A 13,638-nucleotide genomic window follows, 5' to 3' on the forward strand; every position below is an offset into this window, starting at 1 on the left:
GTTAGCGCATGTTCTGCATCATCTGCATCATTTTTTTGCCTCCACCGCCTTGCATCATCTTCATCATTTTGCTCATTTGATCGAACTGTTTTAGCAATTGGTTTACTTCTTGAATTGAAGTACCACTACCTGCGGCTATACGTTTTTTTCTACTGGCATTCAGTTTGGAAGGTGTGGATCGCTCATCGGGGGTCATGGAATGAATGATGGCTTCGATATGTTTAAAGGCGTCATCGTCAATATCAAGGCCTTTTAATGCTTTGCCGGCACCTGGGATCATTCCCATAAGGTCTTTCATGTTCCCCATTTTCTTGATTTGTTGGATCTGACTCAAGAAATCGTCGAACCCAAACTTATTTTTGGCAATTTTCTTTTGGATCTTGCGTGCCTGTTCTTCATCGAACTGCTCTTGGGCACGTTCCACCAAGGAGACCACATCTCCCATACCAAGGATACGGTCGGCCATACGTGATGGGTGGAACACATCGATAGCTTCCATTTTTTCACCAGTACCGATGAACTTGATGGGCTTGTCCACCACGGATTTAATGGATATGGCGGCACCACCTCTGGTATCACCATCGAGCTTGGTTAGGATAACTCCATCAAAATTCAACACATCGTTGAATGCCTTAGCTGTATTTACGGCATCCTGACCCGTCATGGAATCCACTACGAACAATGTTTCTTGGGGTTGAATGGCTTTATGGATGTTGGATATCTCCGTCATCATCTGCTCGTCCACGGCCAATCGACCTGCGGTATCTATGATCACCACATTGCACCCGACGCTCTTGGCGTGTGCAATACCTGCCTTGGCAATGGCCACAGGGTCATTGTTATCGCGATCGGAATACACCTCCACGCCAATTTGATCGCCCACTACGTGCAACTGATCTATCGCCGCCGGACGATATACATCACAAGCTACCAAAAGGGGCTTCTTGGTTTTCTTGTTTTTAAGATAATTGGCAAGTTTTCCAGAAAAAGTGGTTTTACCGGAACCTTGCAGACCGGACATTAAAATTACGGATGGGTTTCCGGAAAGATCCATTTCCTCTGCATCTCCGCCCATTAGTTCGGTGAGCTCGTCCTTTACCAACTTTACCATAAGTTGCCCTGGCTGAAGCGTGGTCAATACATTTTGACCCATTGCTTTTTCCTTGACGGTATTGGTAAATTCCTTTGCTATCTTAAAGTTGACATCGGCGTCCAACAAAGCCCTGCGGACTTCTTTGAGGGTCTCCGCAACATTTATTTCCGTAATCTGACCGTGTCCCTTTAGGACATGTAATGCCTTATCTAATTTTTCACTTAAATTATCGAACATGTGTTCTTTGTTTTAAAGGAGGCACAAATTTAATAATAATATAAAAGAAAAAGGACGGCTTTGGGGTGAGCCGTCCTTCTTTTGGAAAAAAGATTGGGGATAATCTTATGGTTTTTCAAAAACCAGGGTTTCTACTGTACCATCGTCGCTCTCATCTTTTAGTTCTATTCTGGTTGAAGTAATGGAAATAACTTTCCAATCTTCGGTCAATTCTCCCAAATCGTACTCGAAATCAAAGTTGAGGTAAAATTTTAAGCCTTCTTCGGAATCCCTAACTATTCTCCATAGTCCTTCGGCTATAGGATCGGCATTTATGGACACTTCTACTTGGTGATCGGCGGAAAAGTTAAAATCCATTTCGGCATAAGTAACGGTCAGATCCGTTTCCCCTTCTTGATACAAAGCTACATTCCAGGTTCCGCCCATGGCTATGTTTCTAATTTCGGCCACATCTCCATCATTGGCACTATCGTCACATACCCGTAGGAGTACCATTTCGTGGTCAGTCTCTTCAATTTCGAACTCCAAGCGGGTTTCCAGCATTTCCCTGATTGGCCACTCAAAACTTACTCCTGGCTCGTCCCCGATCGAAATCATCAAGGATAGTTTGTATTCGCTATTGAATCCAACTTGCCAAGTTCCCTGCATGGTTGTAACGCCATTGCCCAGAGATACGCTTCCATCGGCCGTAAACTGGAACTCGTACCCTAGCAACCTTTCTACATCCTCTCCTTGGTTCTCCACCTCTTTTATGATCCACTCACATTCCAAAAGTAGATTTAGAAATGCTTCCCTATTTATGTTGCCATCGTCTTCACAAAACCTTTTGAGCACGATTTTGTTACCGCCATCTTTATATAGTTTGATGACTCCTTCTTCCAGTTCGTAAACGTACCATTCGGAAGTAAAATCCGGGAAGTCTTGAAAATTTAAATCAAGCTGTACGCCTTGATCTGTATTGCTCGTACTCCATGTACCCACAACCTGATCTGTTGTGGAAGTTGAGAAATACACAGTGCCATCCGCATTAAATGTCAACAACCGCTCAATATACTGGCCTGTATTATCCACTTCGTTACGGATCACTTGCCTTACCTGTAATGGACACTCCACCAATAGCTCGTCCAATTCTTCTACTGTAAAATCATCATCGTTATAATCATCGTCGTCATCTTCATCGCACTCGTTTTTGGCCATTTCCAGAGCGGCCGCCAATTCGCTGTTGCCATTGATCACAACTTCTGTTCCATCATATTTTTTAAGGGTAATCGGAAACTCGATACTAATGAGTTCATTGTCCTCCAGATCAGCAAAAAACCTTCTCATTTCTTTGTCGTTCTCCACTTGAAATTCTCCGGTGACCTGGTTTTGCAAATCAAATTTGAACATAATGATCGGGTAGACGAAATCGATACATTCGATATCGTCGTCGTCACCACCTTCCAGACATTCCCTGGCCAACGCTTCCAACTGATCTTGGCTTTCGATATTGATTTCACTAAAATCCGACAGGGTAATCACAATGGGAAAAATAATATCAAGAATGTCCTGATCGCTATCAAGCTCATCAAAAATTTCTTCGACAACCTCAAGGTCTTCCTTGGAATCTATGGTGACCTCTACACCATTTACATTTACGGTATACGGAAATTGAACGGCAAAACAGCTTGCACCGTCCACGATATTGTCGTAGGAGCCATCATTGGAAGATGTGTTTTGGATCAAGATGGCCGTTGAGGAGTTAGCAGCTATAGTTTGTTCTTCGTTGCCGCCGCCAACTTCTTCATATTCTTCTTGGCATGCCGACATACTGAAAACAAGTACAACCAATGCTGCGCGCAATATATTGCTAATCAACTTTTTCATAATAACTGAACTTTTGGGGTTATAATTCAATATTGAAACAACACTCTAAAAAAAAACCCTACTTTTCCTTAAAATTTTTCAAATATATTTGGAGGGGTAAACAAATTCGGGTTTATGGACAATGTTTGTGAAGACCATATTTTTAGTGAAGTTTTTAAGACACACTCCAGGACTGTCTTTAATTTTATTTTCTACAAGTTCGGAAATGAGGAAAAGGCCCACGATGCCGTACAAGAGGCTTTTGTGAAACTTTGGCAGAACTGCGCCAAAGTTAGCCCCGACAAGGCTAAATCTTACGTTTACACCGTTGCCAACAATTTGTATTTGAATGTAATAAAAGCAGAAAAGGTAAGGTTAAAACATGCCGGCAGCCTGGTTAACGACCGCACCAATGAATCCCCTGAGTTCTTGATGGAAGAAAAAGAATACAAGGAAAAATTGGACAATGCATTGAACGCCCTTCCGGAAAACCAACGCACTACATTTTTATTGAACCGCGTGGATGGAAAAAAATATGCAGAAATTGCCGAATTGGAAGGTGTGAGCGTAAAAGCAATCGAAAAACGCATGCATTTGGCCCTTAAAAGTTTGCGCGAACATATCGACGGCATTTAATTTATTAATTAAGAGGTAGGGTATTTTTTATATCAGTTGTTTAACTAGAGTAAAGCATAGAAACCATGCAGGAAAATTATTTGGCAAAATGGCTTAGTGGAGAGCTTTCCGGTGAAGAACTCAGGGAATTTGAGAGTTCTCCGGAGTATGCTTCGTACCAAAAGCTCAAAATCGCTTCCGAGAAGTTAACAGCACCCGAATTTGATGCTGATCTTGCTTTGCAACGCTTAAAAGATGAACAAATTTACAATACTCCCAAGGTCATTACCCTTAACCCGTTCAAGAAATTTCTAAGAGTGGCAGCGGTTATCGCTGTTTTGATTGCTGGTTCGTATTTTTATATCAGCACAATTAACGAAAGCGTAAGAACTGAATTCGCCGAACGCTCCGAAGTTGTTCTGCCCGATAATTCAGAGGTTTTCCTTAACGCAGAATCCAGAATATCTTACAGTAAAAAGAATTGGGACAAAAACAGAAATATTGAACTGGAAGGCGAAGCTTTTTTTAAGGTTGCCAAAGGAAAAAAGTTTACTGTTTCCACAAAACATGGAGCTGTTGCTGTTTTGGGAACCCAGTTCAATGTGGAAAATAGAGATGGCTTTTTTGAGGTAACCTGTTTCGAAGGGTTGGTCAGCGTAACCCATAACGAACAAGTTACCAAGCTACCTGCAGGTAGCGCTTTTATGGTGGTCAACGGTAAAATAGTGAACACGGGTACCCCAGAAGGCACTGTTCCATCTTGGATGAACAACGAAAGTAGTTTTGAAAGCATTCCTCTTACCTACGTCTTCGCCGAGCTGGAAAGGCAGTTCAACATTAAAGTTAGCACAAAAGACATCGACACAAACCTCTTATTTACAGGGTCTTTTAACAACACAGACCTAAATATGGCGTTAAAAAGTATAAGCACACCCTCCAAAACAAGATTTAAAATAGACGGAGACAACGTACTTTTTTATGCTGGGAACAAACTACAATAAGCATTTTGGGCTCATCTTAGGTTTACTGTTTTTTCTGTTTTGCCATGTTAATGCACAGGAAAAACAACCGACTTCCGTTGGCCTTATCCCGTATTTAAAAACCTTGGAAAATAGATTCGACGTAAAGTTTTCTTACATTGACAAGGATTTGGAAGGGCTCAATATTACTATTCCCGAGAACTTAAATACGCTAGGGCAAATCCTAACATTTATCGAAAGTACTTTCCATATCGACACGGAAAAATTGAATGATAGATACTACGCCATCACCAAAAACGACCGAGTGGATCTTTGTGGCGTGGTCTTGGATAATTTTGCCGAGAATACGGTAATAGGTGCCACTGTGGAAGTTTTAGGGACCAAAATCGCCAAAATAACCGATTCGGACGGTTCTTTTATATTGAGAAACATCCCCAGAAACAGTTCCCTTAAGATTAGATACCTTGGCTATATCACCAAATATGTTCCCATAGAAAAGCTCTTGCAGCAAGGTGATTGCCCCAAAATATTATTGGCCCAATATTATGAGCAACTAGATGAAGTATTCGTTTATAAATATCTTACTTCTGGAATTATTAAAGAAAATGATGCGAGCATAACCTTGAACACTGCCGAATTCGGTATTCTACCCGGCCTGATCGAACCCGATATCCTGCAAACCGTTCAAGCTTTGCCAGGCATAAAAAGTATCGACGAAACCGTTTCCGATATCAATGTCCGAGGTGGCACGAACGACCAGAACCTTATTCTTTGGAATGGTATAAAAATGTATCAATCAGGGCACTTTTTTGGGTTGATTTCAGCCTTCAACCCATACCAGACAGATAAGGTCACCATCTACAAAAACGGAACACCATCCAATTTTGGCGATGGGGTAAGCAGTGTGATCCAAATGGAAACCAGCAATACCATAACCGAAACCTGGAAAGGTGGTGCAGGCTTTAATTTGATCAGTGGCGATGTTTACGCAGAAGTTCCCATTGCACCCAATTTGGGAATACAGTTCTCAGCACGTCGCTCTGCAACCGATTTTTTGAGCACTCCCACCTACAAACAGTTCATCAACAGAGCCTTTCAGGATAGTGAAATTACCCTGCAAAACAACAATACGGTAGATGATGAATTTGCTAGGGACGAAGATTTTTTCTTTTACGATTTTTCAGGAAAAATTCTTTATGACCTCAATAACGCGCACAAAATCAGACTGAGTGCCATTCATATTAAAAACAACTTAAAATTCGAAGAGACCAATATCGATGCCAACGAAACCAATGTTAGCCTATTAAAACAAGACAATATTTCCGTTGGAGGGCAATTGCAAAGCCAATGGACGGATAGGTTTACCTCCCACCTCAATCTATATTACTCCAAATATAATTTGGATGCACAAAATGTGTTCGCCAATCGGGTACAGCAATTGTTCCAGAACAATCAGGTCACCGAAAACGCACTAAAGTTCGATACCAACTATATAATCAACGATCAATTTAGTTGGAACAACGGTTACCAATATATTGAAACGGGGATCACAAATGCCACCATAATCAATCAACCGGATTTTAATAGCGAAATTAAAGGGGTTATCCGAACACATGCCCCTTATTCCCAGCTGAATTACAGTTCGCCCGACAACACGTTTGTTGGAAAAGTGGGAGCACGGTTCAATTTTGTGGAAAATCTGGACACTTTTAAAAAATTACTAATAGAGCCACGACTCAATTTAAATTTTAAGCTGGCCAATTATGTAAGAGCCGAAATATTGGGCGAATTTAAAAGCCAGGCCACAAATCAGGTGATAGATTTGGAGCAAAACTTTTTGGGTATCGAAAAACGACGATGGATCCTATCCAACGATGATACACTGCCGGTAACCAAGAGCAAGCAAGGTTCTGTTGGACTCAATTACGAAAGGAACAATTTTTATATCGGTATTGAAGGGTTTATCAAAAATGTGGATGGTATCAGTACAAGTACCCAAGGATTTCAGAACCCCTATCAGTTTTCCGGAGAAATTGGGAGTTACAAGGTTAAGGGACTAGAGTTTCTTATCAACAAAAAAGGGGACAATTATAGTACATGGTTGAGCTATGCGTACAACAAAAACGACTACACGTTCGATTCGATTGTACCCAAACGTTTCCCAAACAACTTGGATATTCGGCACACGGTCACATTTGCGAGCACCTACACCTACAAAAATCTAAAACTGAGTATGGGTATCAATTACCGAACCGGTAAGCCTTATACGGAACCTGTTGAGGGGGACGAAGGACTTGATGAAGAATTCTTTCCGCCCAGAATCAATTTTCAATCGCCAAACAATAGCCGTCTACCGGAATATTTTAGGGCCGATGCATCCGCTATCTATAATTTTTCGATAAGCAGGGCCATCCGTGCCAATGCAGGACTCTCCATTTTAAATATTACCAACCGAAGAAACACCCTGAACAAATACTATCGAGTAAACGAGGACAATGAAATTGAAACCATTGAAAATTTTTCTTTGGGTATTACGCCCAATGTGAGTTTTAGGGTTAGTTTTTAAATCGAGATTTTTCGATTGCGCCCTAAACGGCCTACGCAAATTTGTGAGCACTCAAATAATTCGCAAAAAATACCTAAAGCACTTTTATAAAACCATCGAATACGCTAAGGTTAGCTACTCAAAATAACAAAAGATGTCGTTCCGGCAAAAGTAAGTTGCTACATTCTCTCGGGCACATCGATACCCAACAGGCGGAAGGCAGATTGAATCACCTCGCCCACCTTCTTGGACAACAATACCCTAAAGGTTTTCTTTTGTTCGTCCGTTTCACCTAAAATGGAAACTTGTTGATAAAACGAGTTGAATTCCTTGACCAGTTCGTAGGTATAGTTGGCAATTAGTGCTGGACTATAGTTTTCTGCCGCCAACTGTACCGTTTCAGGGAACAATTGCAGCTGTTTCAATAGTTCCTTCTCCTTTTCGTGCAAATCCATTGTTATGTCGAGCGCAGTCGAGAGATCAAAATCAGCCTTGCGCAAAATGGATTGTATCCTTGCATAGGTGTACTGGATAAACGGCCCCGTGTTTCCTTGAAAATCCACGGATTCCTCCGGGTTAAAAAGAATACGTTTTTTGGGATCTACTTTTAATATATAGTATTTAAGTGCCCCCAAACCTATGGTTCGGTACAATTGTTTTTTTTCTTCTTCGGTATAACCGTCGAGCTTGCCCAATTCTTGTGAAATGGATGCTGCGGTATCTTCCATATTTTTGATAAGGTCATCGGCATCCACAACGGTTCCTTCCCTGCTCTTCATTTTGCCACTTGGCAGATCTACCATACCATAACTTAAATGGTACAGTTGTTCTGCCCATGCATAACCCAACTTTTTAAGAATAAGGAACAAGACCTTAAAATGATAATCTTGTTCGTTTCCCACTGTGTAGACCATTCCGTTGATATCCGGAAAATCGGTTACCCGTTGAATGGCGGTGCCAATATCCTGGGTCATGTATACCGCGGTACCATCCGAACGCAACACAATTTTCTCATCCAGGCCTTCATCGGTAAGATCTATCCAAACACTGCCATCCTCTTTTCTAAAGAAAATACCACGTTCCAATCCATCCTTTACCACATCACGCCCCAACAAATAGGTATCGCTCTCGTAGTACAGGGTATCAAAATCAACCCCCAAATTTTTGTAGGTAATATCGAAACCATCGTACACCCAACCGTTCATTTTTTTCCAAAGATGTACTACCTCATCATCGCCAGCTTCCCATTTACGAAGCATTTCCTGGGCTTCGAGCAATATTGGCGCTTCTTTCTCTGCTCTTTCCTTGGATATGCCCTTATCTACCAGACCGGTAATTTCTTCTTTATAGGCCTTATCAAAAGCAACATAGTACTTTCCGACCAAGTGATCGCCCTTTAAACCTGAAGACTCCGGCGTTTCTCCTTCACCAAACTTCTGCCAGGCCAGCATACTTTTGCAAATATGTATTCCCCGATCGTTAATGATCTGGGTTTTATAGACCTTTTTGCCCGAGGCTTTTAGAATCTCTGCCACGGAATACCCCAATAAGTTGTTCCGAATATGCCCCAAGTGTAATGGTTTGTTGGTGTTCGGGGACGAATACTCCACCATTACCGCATCATCGGACCGAGATGTTACATAACCAAAATCCACCTCGCCCAAAATGGAATTGAAGAAGTTTAAATAGTAGCTTTCTTCGATAACGATATTCAAAAAACCTTGGACCACATTGCATTTGGATACCTCGTCGACCTGCTCTACCAAGTATTCACCGATCTTTGTTCCAATCTGCACAGGATTACCCTTAACGTAGCGCAACATTGGGAATACCACTACGGTAATATCTCCTTCAAAATCCTTCCGGGTAGGTTGAAACTCCACTGTTGGCAGCTCAACTTGGTACAGTTGTTTTACCGCCTCGATCACGTTTTGGGTCAAATCGTTCTGCAAACTCATTTAAAAAGGCATTTAAGGGCGCAAAACTACGCATTTTTTTGGGCTTTTTCCGTCATATGGATTGGTGTTGACCACTTATAAATCGTATTTTTAAGAAAAACTATCTATGGATCATCTTCAACATGCCGCCCCGGTTTTGGCCTCAATGGACATCCATAAAACCGTGACTTTTTACAAAGAGAAATTGGGGTTTGATAAATCTGGCTGGATTGATGAAAACTATGCCGTAATTGGCAGGGACAAAGTGGAAATCCATTTTTGGAAATGCAACAACAAGATATTTCCAGAAAACACCAGTTGTTACATCTATGTTGAAAATGTGGACGGGCTCTACCTCGAAATGCAAAATTCCAAAGTTATCCACCCCAATGGCAGTCTAGAAGACAAACCTTGGGGAGTTCGAGAATTTTCTATATTGGACATTGACGGCAACCTGATCCGATTTGGACAAAACCTTTAAACATGCTACTGAACGTTTCGTACAACGACAAAAAAATCATTCAAAAAATAAACGATGCCGTTGGTAAGCCCTACCCATTAAAAGATCGTTTTGCCATGGGGGGCATTGGATCGCCAAAACTACACGTAACAGAAGCCAGTGTAGATATTTATAATTTGTTTGTTTTGGACAACAATACCAATACGTGCAATGTAGAAATGCGACCTAACGGCATAATCGTGCGGTTTCGCTCCCGATTGGAAACCTACGGGCTGGTAATTCCCTATTACAAATTAAATATGTACAAAGGGGATATTGGCATATATTCCATTTATATGGACCATTATTTTGTAAAGGTGCGTGCCGATACCAAAGCTATCCAACGTTATTTTAAGAAGTTAATGGATCATCGTGCGGAAAACCTACCTACAAATCTCGAAGACCTATGAAAATAGTACTGACAGGTGCCAATGGGTATATCGGTATGCGTCTATTGCCCCAACTTTTGGACATGGGCCACGAAGTGGTATGTGCCGTTCGGGATGAAAAAAGACTTTCGGTAGATAGTAAGATACGCTCCCGAATCCAAGTAGTTGAGATAGATTTTCTGGACATCCCTGAAGAACAAAAAATACCCCCCGATATTGATGCGGCCTATTACCTGATACACTCCATGACCTCCTCTGTTACCGATTTTGATGAAAAGGAGGCCCAGGCCGCTAAAAACTTCAATAAAATTATTGAAAAAACCCAGTGCGAACAGGTGATCTACCTGAGCGGGATCGTAAATAACGAAGAACTCTCCAAACATTTAAGTTCCAGGAAAAATGTGGAGGACATACTATATCGGGGCAATTTTAAACTTACCGTGCTCCGAGCCGGGATCATTGTAGGCTCGGGCAGTTCCTCTTTTGAGATTATTCGAGATCTCTGCGAAAAACTGCCGGTCATGATCACGCCCAAATGGGTGCTTACCAAAACACAGCCCATAGCCATTCGCGATGTGATCCAATTTCTGACCATGGTATTGGGCAATAAGCAAACCTACGACCAATCTTTTGATATTGGCGGGCCAGATGTTCTTACTTACAAGGATATGCTCCAACGCTATGCAAAGGTCCGTGGCTTTAAAAACTGGATATTCACCGTTCCGGTAATGACACCTAAACTATCCTCCTATTGGCTTTATTTTGTTACCTCTACTTCGTACAAATTGGCCACAAATCTTGTGGATAGCATGAAAATGGAAGTCGTGGCAAAGGACAATCGATTACAGCAAATGCTGGGATTAAAAACCCACACTTATGAAGAAGCCATTGATCTGGCCTTTAAGAAAATTGAACAGAATCTGGTAATAAGTAGTTGGAAGGACAGCATAGCGAGCGGGCAAATACAGGAAGATCTCGAAAATTATATCCAAGTGCCTAAATTCGGGGTGCTACAAGATAAAAAATCCATTAAAATTACAAACGAAGGAGCTGTTTTGGACAACATTTGGCGAATTGGTGGTGAAAATGGGTGGTATTATGGCAATTGGCTGTGGAAAATCCGTGGTTTTTTGGATAAATTGGTCGGAGGTCCAGGGCTACGACGTGGACGAACCCATCTTGATAAAATTTTTCCCGGTGATGCTCTGGATTTTTGGAGAGTGCTTTTAGCCGACAAAAAAAACAAGCGTTTGCTCCTGTTTGCAGAAATGCGAACCCCTGGGGAAGCATGGCTAGAATTTAGGATCAAGGACAACATTCTGTACCAAACTGCCACGTTCCGACCGAAAGGATTATTGGGTCGCCTGTATTGGTATTCCGTACTACCCTTTCACCTCTTCATTTTTGGGAATATGATAAAGAATATTGCAAAAACTGATTGACCCCAATGTTTAACCTTAAATGTTGCTCAACGTACTTTTCACCAAAAGAAACACAACAATTAATCTCATTTCAAACTAAAGAAAATTAAGAGGTTTCAAGTTCGAGAGCAATGATCAAACCATACTGCTGTCCGTTCGACTACGCTCAGGGATCCATCCATGAACGAGAAAATATAGATGGTTCTATAATAGGAACAATCCTTATCAAAAACCATAAATCTTTCTCCATTGCCCCTATCTCCCTACACCTAACTTTAAACACATACATTGTTAAAATACTACTAAGTGCCACTACTATTCGCGGAATTTTTGGCACTTTGTCACAAAATTCATTTCGGCTCGTCTAACAAGCAGGCAACCTTTTCCATCCAAGAGGCGTCTATTTTTAATGAAACCATACATCACAATATGTCCATAAAACCCATTTACTACCTTTCTATTTTTAGCATTTTTACAGGGTTTACATCAATGGCACAGACCATTAGTTCTCGTTTGGTGGATGCCAAGACCCAAAAAGGAATTCCCTATGCCACTGTTCAATATGGAGAATATAACGGGGTTATAACGAACGAAGAAGGCAGGTTCAGTTTTGTTTTGGAGGATGGCATTTCCAGGCCCGATTCGATCTATATTACCTCGATGGGGTATGAAAAAAAAGGTTTCGCCCTAGAGCAAATGCAAGACAGTGTGATCACATTAAATGCCAGGGCCATTGAACTTAGCGGAGTCTATGTTTTCGACAAGGAACTGGAGGTGGACGACATTATTCAAAAAATGATCGAGAACATTCCCAAAAACGTGAACAAGGAAACCATTAAACAACGCTTCTTCCTTAGGAAATCGGAACTGGCCAACATGCAAAAAGTGGATTTTGGTTTTGAGAAATCCACCATAAAAGAGTTGAACAAAGAGCTTATGGACAGTATAGCCAGGGCCATTCCACAACATGCTTCACATTACACAGAAAGTTTTGGAGATCTATACAAAAACGATACGGAGTACAAACTCAACATAATAAAAGCGGCCGATCTTTACGATAAAAAAGATGTGGGTTCCTTTGAAGATCTGGCCGAACACATGGAGGATATATTTAAACAGAATGTAAAACCGGGATCCTATCTTAAAATTAAATCGGGCATTTTCAGTGAAAAAATCCAAGTGGATTCCATTTTGGACACTATGGACGACGAACGGATGGAGCAAGTTGAAAAAGTGAAAGCTCAGGTAAAAAAAGACAGTGTTTCTGGATTGGTGGACAGCCAACGCTGGCAGTTTGAGGAAATGTTGAGTCAATTGTATTACAAAGAGGATACCAAGCTGGACTTTGTGGAAAAACCCAACCGCTACGAATTTCAACTGGCGGGTTATGCAGAAATAGACAATGCAGGGGTCTACGTGATAGACTTTTGGCCCAAACGGAGCAGCGCGGACTTTAAAGGTCGCCTATTCATCAACATTGAGGATTATGCCATTATGCGGCTCGACTTTACCAATACAAAACGCCTCCGCAATTTTAGGTTGCTGGGTATTACCTACCGCAAAACCATGTACAAGGGAACCATGCGCTTTGCTAAATTGCCCACTGGCAAATACGATCTTCAGTTTATGGATTTATCCGATGGTAGATATTTTGGCGTTGACCGTCCGTTAAAAGTCGTGGAAAAAAACAAACACGTAAAAGGCCGCCGTAAGCAAAACGAATTAAAGTTGAACATTGATTTCCGTATGAACATGACCACCAAATATGAACTCGTAGTGTTCGAGCAAGATAATATTTCCAAATCCGAATTCACATCTTACAAAGAGGATAAAACAGTGCGAGCCACCTATATGCCCCGTTACAATCCCGAGTTTTGGAAAGGTTACAATATTATGGAACCCAACCAGGCCATTCGTGGTTTTACGGTTGAAGAGGAAGATTAGTTATGAGTTTTGGGTTAAGAGTTCTGAGTTTCCAAACTACAAATTTGGGATAAAGGGACTTCCATGTTTTTATCTCTTAACTTTATATACCTTCTAGTTCATCATGATAAGGTGTCATTTCGAAATGAGATGC

Annotated in this window: 10 protein-coding genes; 7 read left to right on the plus strand and 3 right to left on the minus strand. The window is 41.3% G+C overall.

Translation table 11 applies throughout. The annotated features are described in order from the left end of the window. Position 1: 1 nt before the first annotated feature. Together ffh and AB9K32_RS02460 are read right to left on the minus strand one after the other, a co-directional pair. Positions 2 to 1,330 carry a signal recognition particle protein gene (gene ffh, locus AB9K32_RS02455; protein WP_369884259.1) on the minus strand — a complete coding sequence of 443 codons (1,329 nt, stop codon included), beginning with the start codon at positions 1,328 to 1,330 and terminating at the stop codon, positions 2 to 4. Positions 1,331 to 1,435: 105 nt separating this feature from the next. Next, positions 1,436 to 3,196 carry a hypothetical protein gene (locus AB9K32_RS02460; protein ID WP_369884260.1) on the minus strand — a complete coding sequence of 587 codons (1,761 nt, stop codon included), beginning with the start codon at positions 3,194 to 3,196 and terminating at the stop codon, positions 1,436 to 1,438. 114 nt (positions 3,197 to 3,310) lie between these two features. Between AB9K32_RS02460 and AB9K32_RS02465 the strand changes: the two genes are divergently transcribed. The 3 genes from AB9K32_RS02465 (at position 3,311) to AB9K32_RS02475 (ending at position 7,336) form a co-directional block, all read left to right on the plus strand. Continuing rightward, positions 3,311 to 3,811 carry an RNA polymerase sigma factor gene (locus tag AB9K32_RS02465; protein ID WP_224837460.1) on the plus strand — a complete coding sequence of 167 codons (501 nt, stop codon included), beginning with the start codon at positions 3,311 to 3,313 and terminating at the stop codon, positions 3,809 to 3,811. Positions 3,812 to 3,876: 65 nt separating this feature from the next. Next, complete coding sequence (locus AB9K32_RS02470; RefSeq protein ID WP_224837459.1) at positions 3,877 to 4,791, plus strand: FecR family protein; 915 nt, start codon at positions 3,877 to 3,879, stop codon at positions 4,789 to 4,791. Next, positions 4,769 to 7,336 (plus strand): carboxypeptidase-like regulatory domain-containing protein, encoded by a 2,568-nt coding sequence (locus AB9K32_RS02475; RefSeq protein ID WP_369884261.1) that lies wholly within the window; start codon positions 4,769 to 4,771, stop codon positions 7,334 to 7,336. Before AB9K32_RS02470 ends, AB9K32_RS02475 begins: the two co-directional genes overlap by 23 nt. Positions 7,337 to 7,494: 158 nt before the next feature. On the opposite strand, the gene argS is transcribed toward AB9K32_RS02475, so the two are convergent. Continuing rightward, a complete protein-coding gene (gene argS / locus AB9K32_RS02480; RefSeq protein WP_369884262.1) occupies positions 7,495 to 9,273 on the minus strand; it encodes an arginine--tRNA ligase in 1,779 nt (592 codons plus the stop codon). Positions 9,274 to 9,379: 106 nt separating this feature from the next. Between argS and AB9K32_RS02485 the strand changes: the two genes are divergently transcribed. The 4 genes from AB9K32_RS02485 to AB9K32_RS02500 all read left to right on the plus strand — a co-directional run bounded on the left by AB9K32_RS02485 (position 9,380) and on the right by AB9K32_RS02500 (position 13,505). Next, a complete protein-coding gene (locus AB9K32_RS02485; protein WP_224837456.1) occupies positions 9,380 to 9,733 on the plus strand; it encodes a VOC family protein in 354 nt (117 codons plus the stop codon). Between the two features lie 2 nt (positions 9,734 to 9,735). Further along, positions 9,736 to 10,161 carry a hypothetical protein gene (locus tag AB9K32_RS02490; protein WP_224837455.1) on the plus strand — a complete coding sequence of 142 codons (426 nt, stop codon included), beginning with the start codon at positions 9,736 to 9,738 and terminating at the stop codon, positions 10,159 to 10,161. Continuing rightward, entirely contained in the window at positions 10,158 to 11,582 is a 1,425-nt protein-coding gene (locus AB9K32_RS02495; protein ID WP_252080521.1) for an SDR family oxidoreductase, read from the plus strand. The genes AB9K32_RS02490 and AB9K32_RS02495 overlap by 4 nt, the downstream gene beginning before the upstream one ends. 285 nt (positions 11,583 to 11,867) lie before the next feature. Further along, positions 11,868 to 13,505, plus strand: a complete 1,638-nt coding sequence (locus AB9K32_RS02500; RefSeq protein ID WP_369884263.1) for a carboxypeptidase-like regulatory domain-containing protein — start codon at positions 11,868 to 11,870, stop codon at positions 13,503 to 13,505. Positions 13,506 to 13,638: the final 133 nt, after the last annotated feature.

The sequence above is a fragment of the Allomuricauda sp. XS_ASV26 genome, assembly GCF_041224615.1.
Classification (GTDB): domain Bacteria; phylum Bacteroidota; class Bacteroidia; order Flavobacteriales; family Flavobacteriaceae; genus Flagellimonas; species Flagellimonas alginolytica.

Coding starts and splice junctions, on each gene's coding strand:
- AB9K32_RS02470 (WP_224837459.1), top strand. CDS start 3,877: ATGCAGGAAAATTATTTGGCAAAATGGCTTAGTGGAGAGCTTTCCGGT.
- AB9K32_RS02465 (WP_224837460.1), top strand. CDS start 3,311: ATGGACAATGTTTGTGAAGACCATATTTTTAGTGAAGTTTTTAAGACA.
- AB9K32_RS02460 (WP_369884260.1), bottom strand. CDS start 3,196: ATGAAAAAGTTGATTAGCAATATATTGCGCGCAGCATTGGTTGTACTT.
- ffh (WP_369884259.1), bottom strand. CDS start 1,330: ATGTTCGATAATTTAAGTGAAAAATTAGATAAGGCATTACATGTCCTA.
- AB9K32_RS02475 (WP_369884261.1), top strand. CDS start 4,769: ATGCTGGGAACAAACTACAATAAGCATTTTGGGCTCATCTTAGGTTTA.
- AB9K32_RS02495 (WP_252080521.1), top strand. CDS start 10,158: ATGAAAATAGTACTGACAGGTGCCAATGGGTATATCGGTATGCGTCTA.
- AB9K32_RS02485 (WP_224837456.1), top strand. CDS start 9,380: ATGGATCATCTTCAACATGCCGCCCCGGTTTTGGCCTCAATGGACATC.
- AB9K32_RS02490 (WP_224837455.1), top strand. CDS start 9,736: ATGCTACTGAACGTTTCGTACAACGACAAAAAAATCATTCAAAAAATA.
- argS (WP_369884262.1), bottom strand. CDS start 9,273: ATGAGTTTGCAGAACGATTTGACCCAAAACGTGATCGAGGCGGTAAAA.